The organism is Wolbachia endosymbiont (group A) of Phasia obesa (assembly GCF_964028125.1).
GTDB classification, from domain to species: domain Bacteria; phylum Pseudomonadota; class Alphaproteobacteria; order Rickettsiales; family Anaplasmataceae; genus Wolbachia; species Wolbachia pipientis.
Genome location: NZ_OZ034764.1, coordinates 618,170 through 638,045 on the forward strand (window position 1 = coordinate 618,170; position 19,876 = coordinate 638,045).

General features: G+C 34.8%; 19 protein-coding genes, 1 tRNA gene and 2 pseudogenes. 11 read left to right on the forward strand and 11 right to left on the reverse strand.

From position 1 onward, the window contains the following. Positions 1 to 47 precede the first annotated feature (47 nt). Positions 48 to 776, reverse strand: a pseudogene (locus tag ABWU29_RS03155) (IS5 family transposase). 103 nt (positions 777 to 879) lie between these two features. Further along, positions 880 to 2,157 carry an adenylosuccinate synthase gene (locus ABWU29_RS03160; RefSeq protein ID WP_015589105.1) on the reverse strand — a complete coding sequence of 426 codons (1,278 nt, stop codon included), beginning with the start codon at positions 2,155 to 2,157 and terminating at the stop codon, positions 880 to 882. Positions 2,158 to 2,337: 180 nt separating this feature from the next. Between ABWU29_RS03160 and ABWU29_RS03165 the strand changes: the two genes are divergently transcribed. After that, on the forward strand, positions 2,338 to 3,942 hold the full coding sequence (locus ABWU29_RS03165; RefSeq protein ID WP_174516894.1) for a hypothetical protein: 1,605 nt from the start codon (positions 2,338 to 2,340) through the stop codon (positions 3,940 to 3,942). On the opposite strand, the gene ABWU29_RS03170 is transcribed toward ABWU29_RS03165, so the two are convergent. Both ABWU29_RS03170 and ccmC read right to left on the reverse strand, forming a co-directional pair. Next, positions 3,896 to 4,222, reverse strand: coding sequence for a hypothetical protein (locus ABWU29_RS03170; protein ID WP_015589103.1), 327 nt, complete (start codon positions 4,220 to 4,222; stop codon positions 3,896 to 3,898). The genes ABWU29_RS03165 and ABWU29_RS03170 overlap by 47 nt on opposite strands. Before the next feature lie 26 nt (positions 4,223 to 4,248). After that, positions 4,249 to 4,959 carry a heme ABC transporter permease CcmC gene (gene ccmC / locus ABWU29_RS03175; protein WP_015589102.1) on the reverse strand — a complete coding sequence of 237 codons (711 nt, stop codon included), beginning with the start codon at positions 4,957 to 4,959 and terminating at the stop codon, positions 4,249 to 4,251. A 135-nt stretch (positions 4,960 to 5,094) separates the two neighbouring features. Between ccmC and ABWU29_RS03180 the strand changes: the two genes are divergently transcribed. The 7 genes from ABWU29_RS03180 (at position 5,095) to ABWU29_RS03210 (ending at position 7,798) form a co-directional block, all read left to right on the forward strand. After that, positions 5,095 to 5,925 carry a pyruvate, water dikinase regulatory protein gene (locus tag ABWU29_RS03180; RefSeq protein WP_015589101.1) on the forward strand — a complete coding sequence of 277 codons (831 nt, stop codon included), beginning with the start codon at positions 5,095 to 5,097 and terminating at the stop codon, positions 5,923 to 5,925. A 49-nt stretch (positions 5,926 to 5,974) separates the two neighbouring features. Further along, on the forward strand, positions 5,975 to 6,103 hold the full coding sequence (gene ykgO, locus ABWU29_RS03185; protein ID WP_006279631.1) for a type B 50S ribosomal protein L36: 129 nt from the start codon (positions 5,975 to 5,977) through the stop codon (positions 6,101 to 6,103). Between the two features lie 49 nt (positions 6,104 to 6,152). Continuing rightward, complete coding sequence (locus tag ABWU29_RS03190) at positions 6,153 to 6,467, forward strand: FtsB family cell division protein (protein ID WP_015589100.1); 315 nt, start codon at positions 6,153 to 6,155, stop codon at positions 6,465 to 6,467. Positions 6,468 to 6,754: 287 nt separating this feature from the next. Further along, on the forward strand, positions 6,755 to 7,057 hold the full coding sequence (locus ABWU29_RS03195) for a transposase (protein WP_081600753.1): 303 nt from the start codon (positions 6,755 to 6,757) through the stop codon (positions 7,055 to 7,057). A 71-nt stretch (positions 7,058 to 7,128) separates the two neighbouring features. Then, positions 7,129 to 7,476, forward strand: a complete 348-nt coding sequence (locus ABWU29_RS03200; protein ID WP_081600752.1) for an IS3 family transposase — start codon at positions 7,129 to 7,131, stop codon at positions 7,474 to 7,476. A 3-nt stretch (positions 7,477 to 7,479) separates the two neighbouring features. Further along, positions 7,480 to 7,641, forward strand: a complete 162-nt coding sequence (locus ABWU29_RS03205) for a DDE-type integrase/transposase/recombinase (protein WP_010082071.1) — start codon at positions 7,480 to 7,482, stop codon at positions 7,639 to 7,641. Continuing rightward, on the forward strand, positions 7,634 to 7,798 hold the full coding sequence (locus ABWU29_RS03210; RefSeq protein ID WP_010082072.1) for an IS3 family transposase: 165 nt from the start codon (positions 7,634 to 7,636) through the stop codon (positions 7,796 to 7,798). The genes ABWU29_RS03205 and ABWU29_RS03210 overlap by 8 nt, the downstream gene beginning before the upstream one ends. Before the next feature lie 100 nt (positions 7,799 to 7,898). Here the strand turns inward: ABWU29_RS03210 and ABWU29_RS03215 are convergent, their stop codons facing one another. From ABWU29_RS03215 to ABWU29_RS06015, 4 genes and pseudogenes are all read right to left on the reverse strand, one after another. Next, the gene (locus ABWU29_RS03215) at positions 7,899 to 8,981 is read right to left on the reverse strand and encodes an efflux RND transporter periplasmic adaptor subunit (RefSeq protein WP_174517006.1); all 1,083 of its coding nucleotides are present in this window, start codon (positions 8,979 to 8,981) and stop codon (positions 7,899 to 7,901) included. Positions 8,982 to 9,190: 209 nt separating this feature from the next. Next, positions 9,191 to 10,273 carry a Fic family protein gene (locus tag ABWU29_RS03220; protein ID WP_006280480.1) on the reverse strand — a complete coding sequence of 361 codons (1,083 nt, stop codon included), beginning with the start codon at positions 10,271 to 10,273 and terminating at the stop codon, positions 9,191 to 9,193. 237 nt (positions 10,274 to 10,510) lie between these two features. Continuing rightward, positions 10,511 to 12,259, reverse strand: a complete 1,749-nt coding sequence (gene dnaG, locus ABWU29_RS03225; protein ID WP_015589099.1) for a DNA primase — start codon at positions 12,257 to 12,259, stop codon at positions 10,511 to 10,513. A 618-nt stretch (positions 12,260 to 12,877) separates the two neighbouring features. Further along, positions 12,878 to 12,964, reverse strand: a pseudogene (locus ABWU29_RS06015) (WPE palindromic element domain-containing protein); the annotation flags it as partial. Between the two features lie 195 nt (positions 12,965 to 13,159). Here ABWU29_RS06015 and ubiG point away from each other — a divergent pair. Beyond that, positions 13,160 to 14,335, forward strand: a complete 1,176-nt coding sequence (gene ubiG / locus ABWU29_RS03235) for a bifunctional 2-polyprenyl-6-hydroxyphenol methylase/3-demethylubiquinol 3-O-methyltransferase UbiG (RefSeq protein WP_015589098.1) — start codon at positions 13,160 to 13,162, stop codon at positions 14,333 to 14,335. An 11-nt stretch (positions 14,336 to 14,346) separates the two neighbouring features. Here ubiG and ABWU29_RS03240 read toward each other — a convergent pair whose 3' ends face one another. Continuing rightward, on the reverse strand, positions 14,347 to 14,787 hold the full coding sequence (locus ABWU29_RS03240) for a TrbC/VirB2 family protein (RefSeq protein ID WP_010082521.1): 441 nt from the start codon (positions 14,785 to 14,787) through the stop codon (positions 14,347 to 14,349). A 139-nt stretch (positions 14,788 to 14,926) separates the two neighbouring features. Here ABWU29_RS03240 and metG point away from each other — a divergent pair, with 139 nt between their 5' ends. Then, positions 14,927 to 16,564, forward strand: coding sequence for a methionine--tRNA ligase (gene metG, locus ABWU29_RS03245; RefSeq protein ID WP_015589097.1), 1,638 nt, complete (start codon positions 14,927 to 14,929; stop codon positions 16,562 to 16,564). Positions 16,565 to 16,637: 73 nt separating this feature from the next. Here the strand turns inward: metG and ABWU29_RS03250 are convergent, their stop codons facing one another. Both ABWU29_RS03250 and ABWU29_RS03255 read right to left on the reverse strand, forming a co-directional pair. Continuing rightward, positions 16,638 to 18,092 carry a hypothetical protein gene (locus ABWU29_RS03250; RefSeq protein ID WP_264378106.1) on the reverse strand — a complete coding sequence of 485 codons (1,455 nt, stop codon included), beginning with the start codon at positions 18,090 to 18,092 and terminating at the stop codon, positions 16,638 to 16,640. A 115-nt stretch (positions 18,093 to 18,207) separates the two neighbouring features. Next, positions 18,208 to 19,659 (reverse strand): replicative DNA helicase, encoded by a 1,452-nt coding sequence (locus tag ABWU29_RS03255; protein WP_141456959.1) that lies wholly within the window; start codon positions 19,657 to 19,659, stop codon positions 18,208 to 18,210. 114 nt (positions 19,660 to 19,773) lie between these two features. Here ABWU29_RS03255 and ABWU29_RS03260 point away from each other — a divergent pair. Beyond that, positions 19,774 to 19,856 (forward strand) — tRNA-Leu (locus ABWU29_RS03260). The last annotated feature ends 20 nt before the right edge of the window (positions 19,857 to 19,876 follow it).

The window sequence follows — 19,876 nt, forward strand, 5'->3', positions numbered from 1 at the left end:
GTTACACAAGTATTTTTTTTATTAGATAAGAGTTAGTAAGAGCCTGTTCATAATTTTTTCAGAAGTAAGGCAGTGAAAGCCAGAACTACCATTTGTAGGCTAGTATTGAGTTTTCGCTCACAATTTTTCCACAATCTTCTACATTTTTCTAACCAAGCAAAAGATCGCTCCACAACCCATCTTTTGGGCAATACAACAAAGGAACGTAATTCATTTCTTTTGATCACTTCAACGGTTGCACCAATAATCGTTTTTATTTGAGTTACAAAATTCTTTCCAGTATAGCCTGCATCAACCAGTACATTTTTAACTCCCGAGAGGTTTTCTTTTGCATTTTCGACCATTCTCACAGCACTGCTACGGTCAGTTATCTCTGCTGTTGTTGTATAAATTGCATGCTTGCGTATCTACTGCAATACGGCCCTGAAATCTTCTTGCCTGCATCATAGCTTCAGCAGTATCTGCATTTTTTATACTCTGTGCATCAATTATGCAGAAGCTTTTCCGACCATTGTTTTGTCGCAATTATTTTTTTTTAATACCAGCTCCAGAACACTTTCTTTATTTGCATCTGGTTTTTCACTCCACTTCTTAAAATAGTCGTAACAATTGCGCCATTTTGGGAACTCTTTTGATACCATTCTCCACTGGCAACCACTTTTTAACACGTATAACACTCCACAAAATACATCATGTAAATCAAGTGTTCTTGGTTTTGTCTTCTTTCTGCAAGATTCCAGATCTGCTACAATAATCTCAAACTTTTCTCGACTTATGTCACTTGGTTATAAACTTCGCATATCCTACTTTATATACTTTATCCTCTCACTTTATCTCTTTTTTGAGATTACGTACAGGCTCTAAGATACAAAGACGTTTTCAGAAATCTTTAAGCTTAATAACATCCTCTCTCTTTGGACTAGTTGAGATTAGATGAATTGGTACACCTATTAATTTTTCTAACCTGTCTATATATTTTATTAAATTGATAGGCAATGCTTTAATCGACCTTTTACCTTGAGTGTTTTCTTTCCAGCCAGGAAACTCTTCATATATTGGCTCTAATTCCCCTTGTATTGAATGCGATGCGGGTAAATAATCATACATTTTTCCGCTATACTTGTAACCAGTGCATATTTTAATTGTATCAAAAGAATCAAGCACATCTAATTTGGTTAATACAATGCTTGAAACTCCAGAGAGTTGTACGGCCTGGCGCACTAAAACTGCATCGAACCATCCGCAACGCCTTCTCCTATTGCTCACTGTTCCAAGTTCCTTGCCTATAGTAAATAAGCTGTCCCCCACTTCGTTCTTTTGCTCAGTAGGGAATGGACCATTGCCCACTCTTGTTGTATAAGCTTTTACCACACCAATAATGTAAGCATTGGAGGATAATCCTGAGCCTGTTATTGCTTGCGATGCTACGGTATTACTTGAAGTAACAAAAGGGTAAGTTCCGTGGTCGATATCTAAAAATGCGCCTTGGGCACCTTCAAATATTATTTTCTTACCTTCTTTCATCAAGTCATTTAATATCTTCCATACAGGTTTTTTATATGGAAGAATTTTTTCTGAAATCTCTTGAATTTCCTTTAATATTTCTTCTTTTTTAACCACCTGGTAGTTAAGGCCTTTTCTGATAGCATTGTGGTAATTCAGAAGAGTATCCACTCTTTTGTTGAGCTCATCTGCGTTTTCTAAGTCACAAAGGCGTATAGCTCTCCTGCCAACTTTATCTTCATAACATGGCCCTATCCCTTTGTTTGTTGTACCAATTTTGTGATTTCCGTTTAAATCTTCAAATAGCTTTTCCTTGTCCTTATGTACGCTAAGTATTAGTGGACAGCTCTCGGATACCATCAAGTTGTTATAGTTTATGTCCACTCCTTTAACTTTCAATGACTCTATTTCTGAAACTAGAGCATGCGAATCAAGAGCAACACCGTTTCCTATAATAGATATTTTGCCTGGCCTCAAAACAGCAGAGGGCAGTAAATTTAATTTATAAACCTCATCATCTACTACTATAGTGTGCCCTGCATTATTTCCTCCCTGAAATCTCACAACTACATCTGCATTCTCAGAAAGATAATCTACTATTTTACCCTTGCCTTCGTCACCCCATTGCAGACCAATAATTACAATGTTATTCATCATTATTTTCTAAATTAATACATAAATATTAATACAGTACGCTACAAATGAAAAGAGAAATCTACGCCTTTCCTACACCCCTTAAATAAAGAAATATACTGTCGATTTTCTTAATATATTACCAAATTATTCATCATTATATGATATAACTTACAGCATATTTACAGTAAGGTGTTATTTATGAAAGAGACAAAAGGAAAAAATAATAAGAGTCCAGTAGTTAGATTAAAGGCCACAGCTAAAGAGTTCAATTTTAGTAAATTAAGAGCAGATCAAGATAATAAATTAGCGAATTCCGGTGAAACAATGTTCTTAGATTTTCAAAGGATGAATTTTATTATTAACGGAAAAGAAATAGATAAAAATCTTATTATTGCATTTAAGGAAGGAGCTAAGCACCGCAAAAGCGAACTTTTTAATAGTGATGATATATATAATGACGAAATATTTAACAAAAAAGGAACAAGAGAAATAGATACGGATCATGGCAAAGCTTTTGTTGCTTCAGTACTCGAAGATATTGAGAAAGAGCTTGTAAGTAATGCATTGGGTGAGCTATGGAAAAATCACTGTGAAAATTCCAAAACTGCCAATCATCAAAAAACCGATTCATATAAGAAAGAATTTGAAGAATTTTACAATGCTGGCCAAAGGTATATCCATCTATTACCAACAGAGAAAGATGAAAACAAGGATTACCGTTCCTTTGCAAAAGAAGTTTTCAAAAAAATGTTCAGATACGCTGGGGCAGAAGTTCCAAGTGATGCTATTTTAGAAGAGCTAGTTACCAATTGTAATCAAGCAGGGTATGAGGCTGCTCCATTTATACAAACCCAACTTGCACTTGGACAGTCGTTCATAGTAGAAAATCCTAAAAAAGTAATAAACATTGATTGTGCTAACCAAAATAATGTGAGAATTAGATCTGATATGAGGCTACCAATACTCTCTGTTAAAAATCAAGTTATGCATGGCGATAAGATATGTAATCTGTCTAGTTCATTGGAATTTACAATTGAATCTCACAATGGTGAAGACTTTGTAACATACAGAGATGGTAAATTGTCACTTACTATTCCTAAAGAGTTAAAAAATTATAAAGATAATGGCAAGAGCTTGTTTGACATTATTAAAGAATATTTTCAGAAATTCTGTGCAAAATTAGGATTTAAACCTGAGACAAAAATACAAATAGAGCATGGCTTCGGTGCTCAAAGTAACTATTTAGATGGTACAATATCAACCACAGGATCAGATGCAAATGAAGAATTTATCAATCTTTTAAGCGAAAATCTCAGAGAGAGGTTATTGGGGTCAGGAGTTGCTCTAGAAGATGAAGATGTTGATGATATTGTTGAAGTCAGAGTATCTACCGTTATAGATCTATTGAGTGATTATGCTAAATTGGAAGATAATAAAGAACACAGAGAGTTATTAATAAGTAAAGTAGCAGATAATTTAGGACTTTCCACTCAAGATAAAACAGCACCAGAAGTATTGATGGAATTAGGCTCTTTACCTTCTTTGATAAAAGGTCAGGTTAATCATAATCAAGTGCAGTCTGTTGTAAATACTTTTATTAAGTTAATTATTGAAGGGAAAAGCGAAGTATACAAAAAAGGAGGTGCGATTAATGCAATTGATGCAATTCATAAGGAGATAGATAAGGCAATTGTTGAGCAAGAAAAAAAAGCAACCAACAAACAAGATATAGAAAATGATAAATGGACAGATAGAATCAAAAAACAGAATTATTCTGCGGAATCACATGAACATTTACCTTAAAGATATTAGTAGGCTCTTTAAATATTTTAGAGTTCATGGTTGCAACGGTTGCTATTTTACAGCGCACCTCATCGTAAAAACTACGTGCCGTTGCATCATATGTTTCAAGAACGTTGGTAAAATGTTCAAGTTGATCTCGATTCAATACCTGATCTATTCTAGTTAGTTGGTCATTGCTGCTTTTAAAATTAGTTAGATCACATAACATAGCACGTTCTTCAGTTTCAGCAGGCAAGTATTTAAAGTGACCAAAGATATTTTGCCTAATTTTCTCTAGCATATTTACCTGTATACTTACAAAGCTACCTAATACCGCATACTGATTTCTCTCTTTATCTTATATAAATTAATTAAGTAAAGTGAATACAGTATCCACACTACTAAAAAAAATGTGGCACAAAACATAAACATTGCAACCAGTGGCAACAGCAGGGAACTTTCTATTGCTATTCCACCTTTTCTCAAAATGCTTGCTGGCTGATGGAGAGTGGACCATAAATTCACGGAAAATTTTACTATAGGAATATTTATAGCACTAAAGATGGCAAATACTGCTGCTGATTTTTCTGCCCTCGCTTCATTATCAAAAGCGCTCCACAATGAAAGGTAGCCAACATATAGGAAAAGTAAAATCAGCATTGAAGTAAGTCTTGCATCCCATACCCACCAAGTGCCCCAGGTTCCTTTTCCCCAGATGCTGCCTGTGATTAAACATATTGCCGAAAAGATTGTCCCTGCAGGAGCAGCAGCATGTGCCAAGACACTAGCAACGCTATTGTTCCATACCAATGAAATGAAACTGAGTGATGCAATTAATCCATATATTCCAAGAGCAAGCCATGCAGAAGGCACATGAATGTACATGATTCGTACAATTTCTCCTTGTTTATAATCTTCTGGAGAGAAGAATAACGCCAAAGACATTCCAATTAAAAAACATGCGAAACAAATAACCCCAAGCCAAGGTAGAGCTTTCTTAGAAAAATAAGAGAAATTTGTAGGCTTTAATAAAAACATTCGTTTTGAGAATAATTGTGTTAAGAATTTACCAATTAGTTTGAGTTTTATCAACAGGATAGTTTTTCTATATTTACGTAGGTCAACAAATTAGCATAATTTCAGTAGCAGATTGCTAGCTATTATTTTTAGTATATGACCCTTAAAAAGCTTAATCTACACTTAGTATCAGATTCAAGTGGTGAAACTGTTATATCAGTTGCAAAATCAGCTCTGAAACACTTTCGTTCTATAGAAACGATCGAATATGTTTGGTCTTTTGTGAAAAAAGAGGAGCAGATTGACAAAATTCTGGAGGAAATTAATAGGAAAAGTGATGAGCATAATTTTGTTATATGCACTATTACTGATGATGAGCTAAGAAAATATTTAAAAGATAACTGTATAAAGTTGAAAATTCCCTATAGAGCAATATTATCACATATTATTAGAGAAATTTCGTCCTATCTTGAAATTGAAAAAGACGAAAAGCTTGACTTGCATACTGAGATAAATAACGAATATTTTCAGCGCATTGAGGCAATAAACTACACTATTAATCATGATGATGGACAAAATATTCAAGATATTGATAAAGCAGATATAATTTTGGTTGGAGTTTCACGTACATCAAAATCTCCCACCAGTACGTATTTAGCTTACCGAGGCTATAAAGTTGCAAATATTCCTTTTGTTAGTGGAGTACCCTTTTATGTTGACTTGGCAAAATTAAAAAATAAACTAACGATAGGGGTAACAATAGACGTAAGTAGGCTAATAGAAATACGCAAAAATAGACTTACTTCAATTAACAACGAAGATAATAATATATATGCTAACCCTGAGAAAGTAGAAAAGGAAATTAAAGAAGCAGAGGAGCTCTTTAAACAGAATAACTGGCCAATTATCGATGTCACGCAAAAGTCGATCGAAGAAGTATCAGCAACAATTATACAATATTTTAATAAAATGTTATCAATTGACTAACTCTTGATAAGTGATTATAATGTAAAGTAATTTAATTCTTACTATAGATATGAAAGTCAAAGGGTCGCTAAAATCTCATCGTAACAGAGATAAAAATTGTAAAGTTGTGAAAAGGGGTGGTAAGATTTACATTATAAATAAGGTAAAGCCAAGGTGTAAAGCGCGTCAAGGTTCTTAGCTTTTTGTTCACCTTTTCATGTTATATATTTTTTATATGTGAAAGTACGGTGCTTATATCTAAAAAGAAGCAAAAGTTACTGTGTTTAAGCGCAGCCTTACTCATTTCTTCCCTTACATTATATTTCAGCATTAGCACAATTACAGGTAAACGTGGCTTATTGACGTTAATCGATTTAAAAAAAGAAATCGAGTACAATAAACTTTTGCTAAAGGATGTCTCTTCTGAAAAGGAAAAGTTGGACAACAAAGTATTTGGCTTATATGAAAAAAGCTTAGATTTAGATCTGCTTGATGAGCAAGCAAAAAATGCTTTAGGTTATGTGAACCCTAATGAACTTATGGTTGTTCTTGACGTGAAATAGCAGTAGAGATCTCCCTACGTCATACCGCCGCGGCGCTAACACGTAGCGGGATGACGGTTTTTCAAATTGTCGGTAAATCTAAGTCAGTTTAGCTATATTGTCTCTCACACCGCTTAGCTGAACAGACAATGGCGTCAACTTAAGGAAAAATGTCAGCGATAGTGTATAAAATTTCTCTCTAAAATTTTTACCATTAAATTACCCAAAAGTTGCATGACCTTACCCAGAAAAAGTGGAGAGAAAGAAAGGAGTTTTTTCGGGTAAAATAAAATTTTGGAGGATTAGAAATGGTAAGAGAATATACAGCAGAATTCAAATTGGAAGCTGTTAAACTGGCAAATGAACAAAGAAAGGCAGGTCAAACAATTACAAAAATAGCAAGAGATTTAGGAATAAAGGGTGGTTTATTAGGAAAATGGATAAAGAAACACAACGAAAAAAAGTCGGCAGCAGATGCATTTCCAGGTAGAGGTAACATGGCTCCTTACGACAAAGAGAGGTTTGATTTACAAAGCAAGAGTAACAAGGGAAAGAGACATTTAAAAAAAAGCCCTGGCCAGTCAAAAAGAGTAAAATATTTTTTTATATAGTAACTGCTATAAAGTACAGGAATTATGTAGGATTTTCTGCTAGTGGCTACTATAAGTGGACTACAAGAAAAATAAGCAGTAGAGAATCAGCAAATAAAGAGCTACTCGAAGCTATTCAAAAAATATATCAAGTTTCTAAATGTAGATATGGAGCTCCTAAAATTTATGCTGAATTGAAGGCTTTGGGTAAAAGTTGCAATTTGAAAACGGTGCAAAGTATTATGCAGAAAAATGACATCAGGGCTATACTGAGAAGAAAGTTTAAAATTAAAAAACAACAAACAGATAATAGAGCTGTAGCTCCCAATATACTAGATCAAAACTTTATTGTTGATCAACCAAATAAAGTATGGGATTACTTACATCAAAACCAAGGAGGGATGGCTATATTTGGCAGCAATAATTCTCACGTATGGTAGTTAATGAGTAGTGCAATAAATAAACAATTGGTTATGAACTCTTTATTAATGGCCATTAATAGGCGTAAACCTGTTAAAAATCTACTGCTGCACAGTGACCAAGGTTCACAATATACTGCGCAAGGGTATCAATATCTCTTAGCTGTAAAGAATATAGATGAGTAATAAAGGCTGTTGTTACGACAATTCTGTTGCAGAAAGCTTCTTTAGCTCATTGAAAAGAGAAATACTTATTGATACTTCACAACACTCTGCTCAACAAACTAGAACTGCAATATTTGAATACATAGAAATTTTTTATAACAAACAACGTCACTATTAACTATTGCGTTCCAGAACAATTTGATGCATCATTCTTTTTGTAAAAAACATTCCACACTTTCTCTCCACTTTTTCTGGGTAAGGTCAAAGGATCTTATGTCTTAAACCTTATCACCAGGCTTAACAAATAGGTGGCCCAATACTATTAACTTTATGGGTTTATCTTCGTTATTTGCTACTATCCAAACCCCATCGCTCTCATGATCAACAATTTCTATTGGTGCAAATACTACATAATTATTGTCATCAACAATCTTTATTCCAAGAGCACCCTCGTCACTTAAGCTCAGGGCTGAAGAAGGAATTTTATATGCAAATCTTTCGCCTGAAGGTAGTCTTACGTTGGCAGTTAATCCCTGCAAGGATATCATTTTATTATTAGTTACCTTTACCTCTACCCTATAAGACCCAGTTTTAGGCTCAGCAATTTTACTAATAAAACTTACTTCACCTGCCAATTCTTTTCCGTCCAGTAAATTAATTTGAGCTGTGCTGCCTAGCTCTATTTTACTTACTTCATTTTCCGAAACGTATAACACCACAAGAATTTGATCGAAATTAACCACGTCAGCTATTTTTTGCCCAGCATTAACAAAATCCCCTTCGTTTGCATTGATTTTATCAATATAACCATCTATAGGAGATGTGACTGCAGTATTTTCTAAATCCAATTCTAGCCTTTTTAGGTCAGCTTTTGCACTTTGTAACGCAGTAAAAGCTGCTTCTACTTGTATTTGTGCCCCATAGCCTTTTTTATTCAGTTTGTGAGAGGAATCATACTCAATTTCACGCTGCTTTAATAAAGCTTTGGCTTTCTGAGCTTGCTCAATCCTGTCATAATCTTCTATCTTTAACACTACATCATCTCTTTTTACCTTTTCACCATCAGGTAAATAAATAGCAATAATCTTACCACTTATTTTTGAGACAAGGCTAGCTCTATGTAAGGGATTTACTGTACCAGAAAAATTTAAATATATAGTGCGGTTTTGCGGCGCACATTCTTGAGTTTTTACTGAAAAGCTACTAGTTGCATTATCGCTATGAACCGCCTGATCTTTTTTTAAAAATGCACTGCTGATAAAAAACAGTAGAATAAAAGCAATACTGGAAATGATGATTACTTTGTTTCTCACCTTTAAACAATAGAATTTGTTGACCAATCTTGTTAGAAACAACTGCATAAATTTTCGAATCAGAAATGTAAGTATAATACATGTACCATTGTCACTCCATAAATAGTTTTATATGAGAACAAACACAAGATTTTCCTACAATAAGTAAGTTTTTTATTGCTAAAATGCAATTTTTAATCGAATAAAAATGTAAAATTGCAAACAAAGTTGTGCATAAGACTGGATTTAAAAAAATCTTGAAAAATATACTAAAACTTTTAAATAATAACTTTATATCTAGTGGCTTTGCCTTCTCCAAGACGCTGTAAGTATTTCATCCCTAGCAGTTTCTTTGTAATTGCCTCTACTGTTCTTGGAGGAAATCCTAGAGCTTCTATAGCATCTTTTCTACTAAATTCTTTATCTGCAAGGCTAAGTGCCCATTCCCAGAAGAACAATTGTTTTCTTGATAATAAATATTCAGTATTCTCCCTCTCAAGAATATAATGCGCCTCATTTGCTTGCGTTTTGAGTACATTAAGAAAAAATATTAACCACGGGGAAATATCTTCTTTGCCACTTTTCCAGCTACTTTGTGTTTTATTAAGCGCTAAGTAGTAATCAAGTTTGTTAGTTTCAATTATCTTTTCATGTGATACAATAGATACAAAATCATAACCCTGCTGCAACAGCATTAAATTAGTCATCAATCTACTAGTTCTGCCATTTCCATCTTGAAAAGGGTGTATTGCCAGATACTCAAAAACAAAGTTAGCAACAATAATAAGAGGATGCTTAAATTTATTATTTAAGGACCAGTGATACCAATCAATAAGCTCTTGTACTTCCTTTCTAACAAGGTAAGGTGGTGTGGGATCAAAAATTATACCAACAACTTTTCCATTCTGATCTTTTGCCTCAACTCTATTAGAACTTGCTTTGTATTTTCCTCTATGATACAAATCTTTTTCACTATAAAGTAGCATCTGGTTGTTAATGTGCAATATTGATGACTCACTAATTGGAATATCCGTATAATCATGAAATATTAGTGTAAGCATTTCTAAGTAGCCAGCAATTTCTTGCTCATCTCTATTTTTAAATTTTTTGACACGTAGGTTTTTATATAGATCCTCAACTTCTTTATCGGTTAGACGATTTCCTTCAATACGGTTAGAAGCGCCAGAAGATGTAACAATAACTGAATGAGTTAATCTTTCAATTGTTTGTGGTAGTAGTTTTTTCGTTATCTGCCAGCTATTTTTAACACTATCAACTGCAGTAATTAACTCGTACACTTGTTCAATTACAGGCCCTTCTAGGTTGAGACGTGTACTAAGACGAAAATTCTTCCAGTTCATATTCTTCTCACATGCATATTATGTGAGATAATGTGAGATAATGTGATAAAAGTCAATAGTAAGCTTTATATGCATAGCAGAGCTAACTACAAAAATTATACATTTTCAAGTGATCCTAACCATATCAAAAACTACAGGGCAAAGCTGTTGGAGGAAGGCTTAATTAGTTAAAAATTTCAATCTTATGTAAAATATTGTCTTATTTTGTAATTTTCTTGTTGACTAACGAGACGATATCTACTTTTCAATAAACTCCATTTGCATTTCTTGTATACTACTTTCTATTTGCTCTATTTGTTCTATTAACCTTTCTTCTAAGTCAAGATTACCGCTCAGCCTCGCTTCGGTTCTTTCTTTTCGTAATGCATTTAATTCTTTTAGTAACACTATATTATTCCACACAATTTCTGCAGATTTTCTCTCGTTCAGTTGGCTATTTAGTACACTAGTTTTTTCAAATACATACTTTATAACGTTAAACTGTTTCAATTCTTGTAACAAAGCCTCTTTATCGAGTTTGCTTTTGTTACTTATTACATCAATTACACGCTGTTGTAATCTTTTCATCTCATTAGTAAATTCAAAATGAGAAAATTGCTCAAAAAATATAGGACGGTTCAAAATTTCAGGAAATTCTACGGCTATACGCAAAATTACGGCCTGATTTTGCTCTGCTTCAATTAGCTCTGGAGATTTGTTATGAAGATACTCACCTTTTGTTGCTCCAGTTTTACTATTAAAAATCTGTTTTTTGAAGCTACTTCTTAGTTCACTAGCCTTATTGTAAAAATAATCTCTGTAATACCTTCTAATACTGCTGTTGCTAATAGTATTTACATATTCCATGAACTTGTGCTCAAGAATTGAATATTTTTCCGGAGCAAGTTTTTCATAATTTTGCAAATTGCTATCGATTATGTGATGCCATAAATATTCAGAATGCAGTTTTGTTGAATGGTCAAGAGCAGTCAACACGTCTTCTTTCTTGTATGCCAGTTCGTTACATATATCGTATGGATCTTTATTACTTGGCAAAGTCACAAACTTTAACGTGTATCCAGGCTCTAATATTGGCAGAGCAAGTTCTGCAACTCGAGTAGCAGCATGACGTCCAGCACTATCGCCATCCATACAGATGGAGATTTCTTTAGCAAATCTCCATAGATTTTTTATCTGCTCTGCAGAAATTGCGGTACCAAGCGGAGCAACTGCATTACTAATTCCTGCTTGATGTAGCGCTATAGCGTCCATATATCCTTCAACAACGAGTATGTGCTGTTTTTTACGTATTTCGCTTAAAGCAAAGTTTAATCCGTATAAATTCTCCCTCTTCTTAAAGAGCTGACTCTCTGGACTGTTTAAATATTTCGGCTGTTGCTCAGAACTTAGCACACGTCCGCCAAAACCAATAACTCTCCCTGCAATGCTCTGTATAGGAAATATCAGCCGGTCATAAAAATAATCATGAAAATTTTTGTTTACTAATCCAATATCAATCAAAATTCTGTCTTCAATACCTGAAGAGTTTAAATACTCTTTCAAACCAGAGCTTGGTGCATAACCTATCTTAAATTTATCTATGATTTTAGGTGAAATCTTACGCTGCTTTAAATAATCTACAACACCTTGATTTTTTTGTGCAAACCAATTTGCAGCTAAATCAAGCGCTAAAAATAGTTTATTGTCCTCTTTTGTAATACTAAGATTTTTGGGCAGTTCAACACCTGTAACCGATGCTAATTTTTCCAATGCTTCTTTAAAGCTTAATCCTTCAGTTTGTGAAATAAATTCAAATGCATCACCACTAGCCAAGCAACCAAAACAGTAATATAACCCCTTAGTATTGCTCACCGAAAAAGATGGGGTTTTTTCGTTATGAAATGGACAGAGCCCAACAAAACTATCTCCTCTTTTTATTAATCTGACTTTTTTACCTACTATGTCGGATAATAATAATTTTGATTTTATAATATCTATATGATCCATCTTGTTAAATTAGTAGTAGGATAAAAATTATATAGAATTTATACACATCTGACTCGAAATTTATTTCTATAACTAAAGCAATTTAGATTTACCGACAATGTAGCTATACAAATTCAAGAGCAATCCTGTCATCCAGGTAGCCCACAGAAACAAAAAACTTCCTTGACAAACCTCGCCAGCGCCCTTATCATGAAACTGAAGCTATTTATTTATCTTCTCTGTACAGATTAAATGACAAAAAAACTCAACGTATCTGGCGTCTCATGTTTAATTTTTTGCACTATGTGCACCTTATGTCTTTATCAAATTTCCGGGTTTTGACCTACACAAGCTGAAATACGCTTATAAAGCATTTAAAATATTAAAAAACGCCAACTTAAAAAATGGATAGTGAATAACTAGCTACCCTAGGGTTTCTTTTGCCTTTTTTTCTGTTTAGTAAATTTCTTAACGTTTATAATTTAGATTAGTTGCAGCTTAAAAGCAGCTAAATCGCGGTTATTAAGTGTTTAGAATAAAAAAACGCCATACTTGAAAGTATAATGTAAGTAATTAGCCAACCACGGGGCTTCTTTTGCCTTTTTTTTCGTTTGGTAAATTTCTTAATATTTATACAGAAGGTGTCATTCCAGTGCTTGACACTGGAATCCAGTTCTTATTATACAGCTATCTGGTGTACTTATTTAAAATTAAGTTTTCTGGATCTCAGTGCCAAAGCACTGGGATGACACCCTTCCTGGCGGAGATTATTCTCAAATCACAATGTTCGTACAGTTGTGGAATGAATTGCGGTATGACGTAGGAAAACCTTAGCTATAGCTTTAGAACTCCCAAAAGGTCAGAAGCATTGAATGACTTGACAGAAAGTTCAAACCCATATAAAATGTCCTTATTTCTTATATGTTAGGTATAGTATCAATTGCCTCAGATCATGCTGGTTATGAATTAAAATCAGAAATAAAACCTTACCTGGAAGCCCTAGGTTACAGAGTAGTAGATCAAGGCTGCACTGCTAAGCAAAAGTGTGTAGATTACCCAAACTATGCTGTTAAAGTTGTAGAAGATATAACAAGCAAAAAAGCAAATTATGGGATATTAATTTGTGGTACAGGTTTGGGCATGAGTACTGTGGCAAATCGTTTTGAAGGAATCTACGCTGCTTTATGTAACAGTGTTGAGATCGCAAAATTAGCTCGCGAGCATGGCAACGCAAATGTACTGTGTCTTGGTGCAGGGTTTACTGCGAGTGGATTAGCAAAAGACATAGTCAAACAATTCCTCGAAACAGAATTTTCAAAAGAAAGCAGACATAAAAAACGCCTTGATAAACTCAGCAATATAACCTCTAAGAAAAAGAAAACAAAAACTTATAACGAAGATGAAATATCAAAATTCGCTAAAATGGCAGGCCAGTGGTGGGATGAGAACGGCAAATTCAAACCATTGCACATGATGAATCCTGTTAGAGTATCTTACATTATTGAGAAAATAAAAGAGTTAAAAAAATGCAATTTAAAAGAATTATCATTGCTTGATGTCGGGTGTGGTGGTGGCATTTTGTCAGAGTCAATGGCACGCGTTGGCATTAACGTTGTGGGAATAGATGTATGTGAAGAAAACATAAAAGTAGCGCATTCACATGCAAAAAAAGTAGGGTTAAATATAGAATATATACACACCAGCATTGAAGAGCTAAGCAATGACAAGAAGTACGACGTGGTTCTGTTGATGGAAGTAGTTGAACATGTGGATAATTTAGAGCTTTTCATGAAAAAAGCGATAGAACTGCTAAAACCGGAGGGGTTAATCTTTATATCCACAATAAATAGAACTATCAAATCCTTCTGCCTTGCAATAATTGGTGCAGAGTACATATTAAATTGGCTGCCAAAAGGTACACATAACTGGAATAAATTTCTCAAGCCGTCAGAAATTGCAAATCACTTAAGAGAAAATAATGTAACGCTGCAAAACATGGCTGGCATGGAGTACAACGTAATAAAGCGTGAGTGGAATCTAACTAAAGGCGTGGATGTTAATTATATACTCTGCGGTTTGTTAGATTTAACTCTATAAAAGCACCATTTTCACTTCCAATACTTTGAAGGATCTTGGCCAGCTTTTATACAGTAGCCTTTATTAGTTAGCGCCCAACCGGAACGACAAGCATAACCTGTACCTACACGTTCATATCCAGGAGCAGCAACACACTTTCCATTCTCCAAGGTTTGACCTTTAAAAAGACAACAAACTTCTTTTTCTGTTACCTTTGTTACAATTTGAGGAGCACCAAAAAACACAGCAACAAACATACCCAGTGCGAAAAGTGCAGGCCAAGGCATTCTGCCAAATATTGCAAGTAAGCTTGAACCAATTATTACCACTGTAATCATTGGTCCACCTATTCCATGAACGTAACCTATTACATTACACATTACATCTGTTGCTCCATCAGCGTGTGCATCAAATGCATAGAAAACTATAAATAGAATTACAAGAAAATTTCTCATTGTTCTTTCAATAATCATGCCTGATTGTTTCTTATTTTAATAAAATTTCAGTAAATAGCTTTTTTCAAAAATTATGCTTAACCCAATCAATATTTATTTATTACTGCCTTTTTAATACTATAATTAACTCAGTTGATTTTTATCAAAATGCTAAACCATGGAACAATTCGAGAACTTTTACATCACCACGCCAGTATATTACGTAAACGATAAGCCGCATATTGGTCATGCATACACTTCTCTCTTGTGTGACGTGGTGGCAAGGTTCATGAAACTAGCTGGGAAAAATGTCAAATTTACCACCGGTACAGATGAACATGGACAAAAAATAGAAAAAGCAGCTAAAGCAAAGGAAATGCAGCCAAAAGAATTTACAGATGATGTGAGCGTTTCATTTAAAGAATTGGCTAAGTTCATGAATTTTGAGTATGACGATTTTATTCGCACTACGGAGGAACGTCACAAAAAAGCAGTTATAGCTTTATGGAATAGACTTGAAGAGAGAGGGCAAATATATTTGGATTCCTATTCGGGTTGGTATTCAGTTCGTGATGAAGCATTTTATCAGGAATCAGAGCTGATAGATGGCAAAGCACCAACAGGCGCAGAAGTTCAGTGGATAAAAGAAGAGAGCTACTTTTTTCGCTTGTCAAACTGGCAAGACAAATTACTGGAACTCTATAAAAATCAGCCAAGTTTTATCTTTCCTGAGAGCAGAAGAAATGAAGTGATATCGTTTGTAAGATCAGGGCTCATTGACCTCTCAATCTCTCGCACTAGTTTTAACTGGGGAATAAAAGTACCAGGTAATGACAAACACGTAATCTATGTCTGGATAGATGCATTAACCAATTATCTTACATCAATAGGTTTACCTAGTACTGAAGGTGAGGAATATAAGAGGTTTTGGGCAGAACCAGAAACACAGATTCCAGTGTCAAGCACTGGAATGACACCAAACCAAGGGAAAACGCAGATTCCAGTGTCAAGCGCTGCAAACCTAGCTGACAACTCTTTCAACGTTCATGTAATCGGTAAAGACATATTGCGCTTTCATGCTGTATATTGGCCAGCGATTCTCCTTGCAGCAGACCTACCACTGCCAAAACAAATTGCAGTTCATGGTTGGTGGTTGAACGAGGGAGAGAAAATATCCAAGTCCCTTGGTAATGTCATAGATCCAATTGGCCTCGCTCAAGAGTTTGGTGTTGATCAGCTACGCTATTTTCTCCTCAGGGAAGCAAGCTTCGGCCAAGATGGCAACTTTAGTAAGAAAAATATGATCAGCCGGATAAATTCAGAACTGGCAAACAACATAGGCAATTTAGTGCAAAGAACAATTTCATTTTTACACAAGCAATGTTCTGGAATTGTACCAACAATCGATCAAAGCCTACTTAAAGGTGAAGAAAGTCTTCCAGGTTGCAAAGCTATACTCGATCAAGTGATGAATCACCTATCAAAGTATGAATTTAACCATATCATACTTCTAATCATCAACATCTCTTCTGAAGCAAATGCCTACATAGACAAAAGTGCACCCTGGACACTAAGCAAAACTGACAGAGAGCGCATGAATTTAGTAATTTACAAGTTACTGGAATATATCAGGATAATAGGCATTTTATTGCAGCCAATCGTTCCCAAGTCAGCAGAGATGATACTAAATCAACTGCAAATTCCGAAAGAACAACGAGATTTAAAATCTTTGTGCGACGCGTGCGTAAGTTCAGGCATAACATTGCCTAAACCTACGCCGGTTTTTTTGAGGGTTGATGCTAAAGAGGAGAAATAGTGTAAAAACTATTTCTCCTGGATGGGATTATCTTTAGTTAACGACGGTGCACACCGCTGTCTACATATTCAAGTTAGGTGGCAAGTGCCTTAGTTACTTTAGCACAATATGGTTTAGTAACATCAGCACCTATCACTACTACTTCAGTCATTGCCGACTTAACCTTTCCTAGGCTCCATGCAAACCAGCCTTGACCATTTTCTTCTTTAGTTGGCTGACTTTCTGGGCTAGAAATCTCAGTACCTTTTTCATCACCAGATTCTGCATCATAAAATACATCCTGATCCTCAGAAAGACTCATTAAATAACTTTTAGCAGCATCAACATTTAAATGATCAGGTTGCTTAGGAACGTTATCAATATTCATCTGATTTTCCTGGCTAGGAGTCTCAGTTTTTAAATTTTCTTGTGTAGCCACATTCTTTTTTTCATCAGTTTGCTCTCTTAAAAATTGCCTTACCATCTTCTGTTTTTCTCTAAACAAAAAATCAAATAATATTGGAGAAAGCTCTAGCTTTGCCCCCTCTGGAATAACAATACCATTACCTTGAGATTCACTTGAAAGTTGACTAGCACCACTTGCTTGATCTGCCTTATTACCAAACATCAAGTTTTTAACACTATTCCAGTATGGTGAAAATTTTTCTGAGACCCATGAAAATTCTATTTTAGTTGATGGCATAGTATCATAAACATTTTTTAATTTATTTCCAACACTACTAATTGTCCCTTTTGCTGACTCAATTGATGTATCACAAGTGTTTTTCAAGCTGCTTCCAAAGCTATTAAGTGCACTTTTTACTGGTTCAAATGACGTACCATAAACATCTTTTAAGCCATCTTTAACAATACGAGTTACACGACCACTAATAAATGCTTCTTTTGTAGAAGTAAATGCTTTTTCAGATGCTGTTTTGATATCCTTTGCAAACTCAGCTGATGGCATAGTATCATAAATATTTTTTAATTTATTTCCAACACTATTAAATTTCCCTTTTGCTTGTGAAATAATGGCTTGCTCTTGAGTTTGTACTTCGAAATCTCTCTTAGTAAGCTGCTGGTTTATGCTATCAAATTCTACCGCATTACCTGGCTGAGAAGCATTAATCCTTCTGGTTGCAGCCAACTCATTTTTCATTCTAAAAATCTCCCGATCTTTCTCAGAAATAGTTTTATCTTTATCTTCTATCTCTTTTGCTTGATTAGCCAGTTGAGTATTTTTTTCGGATATTTCTTTTACTTTCTCAGAAATTATTTTACCTTTAGCTTCTACTTTACTTTTTTCATCAGAAAGCTGAGCTTCCTTCTCAGAAATAGTTTTGTTCTTACTAACTGCTGCATACGAAAGTGCAATAGCTACAGCAGAAAATACAGCACCACCAATAATAAATGGAAGGCCAACACTTAATGCTGCAACTGGAGCTAAGAAACCAATATAAGGAGCTGCAGCAAACACTCCAGATGCTAATAAAGTTAAAGCAGCCAGAGTTCCAGCTATATAATAGGGTACATTGTTTTTATTCATCATCTCACGTATTATAAAATATAATACCATATATAAAAGGATTTTTAAGAAATTGTCAAGCTATCTTTACATAAAAAAAATAATCAATGAACTTGGGAACAAGAAGATTGCTGCCAAGCTATGAACTATGCCTTTCCGTGTAATCTTTGAATGCACCTCTGTTAGAGTCAAAATATAGCTTCACACTGCCAATTGGTCCATTTCTCTGCTTTGCAATAATGAGCTCTGCAATGTTTCTAATTTTTTCCATTTTCTCTTGCCATTCCCGATGTTTATTGTTTCCTTCATTTGGCTGTTTTCTTAGTTCATAATACTCTTCTCTATAGAGAAACATTACTATATCTGCGTCTTGCTCTATGCTCCCTGAATCACGTAAATCAGAAAGTTGTGGTTTTTTATCATCCCTCTGCTCAACAGAACGAGAGAGCTGAGATAGTGCAACAATGGGAATATTTAGCTCCTTTGCAATTGCTTTCAAACCCTGCGTCACTTCCGAGATTTCTTGCACTCTATTTTCATTACTCCTTTTTGTTGTTCCTCTGATTAGCTGCAAATAATCAATGAATACCACTTCTACATTATATAATTGATACAGCAAGCGTATTCTGGTGCGAAGGGCACTAATTGATAGCGCAGGGGTGTCATCTATGATGAAAGGCAGTTCAGATAATTCTGTACTAGTATTGATAAATTCATGCAATTCAAAATCACTAATTCTCCCGGTTAATGCCTTATAATAACTAATCCCTGAATCTATAGTGATCAGCCTTGCAGTTAATTGCTCTGCTGACATTTCAAGTGAGAAAAACGCTACATGGTGTTGTTTATCTGCTCTTTTTTGCAACATCTTACAAGCATTAAGTGCAATGTTTAGCGCCAATGCTGTTTTACCCATAGAAGGCCTTGCAGCTAAAATTAATAAATCAGATTTTTGTAGACCACCAAGAAGCTGATTTAGATCTTGAAGTCCGGTTGTAACGCCTAGCGCTTCTGGATTATTTTTCAGTGTGCTGATCTTCTCAACTACATCTTTAATTGAACTTGCAAGTTTTATATATGTTTTCTCACCTTGTTTTTTTACTGCCAAATTGAACAATTTTGTCATTGCTTGTTCAATTTGCGCCTGTGCAGGATTTTCAATATCGTAGTTGTAGCTATCACCAACTATTTCTTGCCCGAGCTTAATTAAACATCTCCTTAAGTAAGTATCACGGATTATTCTAGTCAAACTATAAATATCAAGTGCAATACTTGCCTTCGCTGCAAGCTTTGCTAAGTACTCTACCCCGCCACACTCGGTAAACGCTTGGTCGTTCTCAAAAAACATTTTGAGGCTCAGTTCATTGGCAACTATACCGTGTTTCCTGGTTTTAGATATTTGCGTAAAAATACTTTGATGCAGTGGATCATAGAAATTTTCTGCTGTAATTGTGTCTTCAACTGCATCACAGATTCTATTATCACGAATCATTGCACCAATAAGCATCTGTTCAGCTTCTAAATTATGCGGTAATTTACATATTTCCTTATCTACACTTCTTGAACTGAGGAGATTGGCTAATTCATTCATTTTAAGTTTTGAGAGTAACTGTTGATTATTGTAGAATATTTAGTCCTCATTTGAAAGATGTAAAGGCAAAAAAATTTGACTAATTCCGTGTTGCCTATAGCATTAAAACTTAATGCCCCTGTGGTGGAATGGTAGACACGGCAGACTCAAAATCTGTTGCTTGCAAAAGCATGCTGGTTCAAGTCCGGCCAGGGGCACGTTAAATATTGGAAAGTAT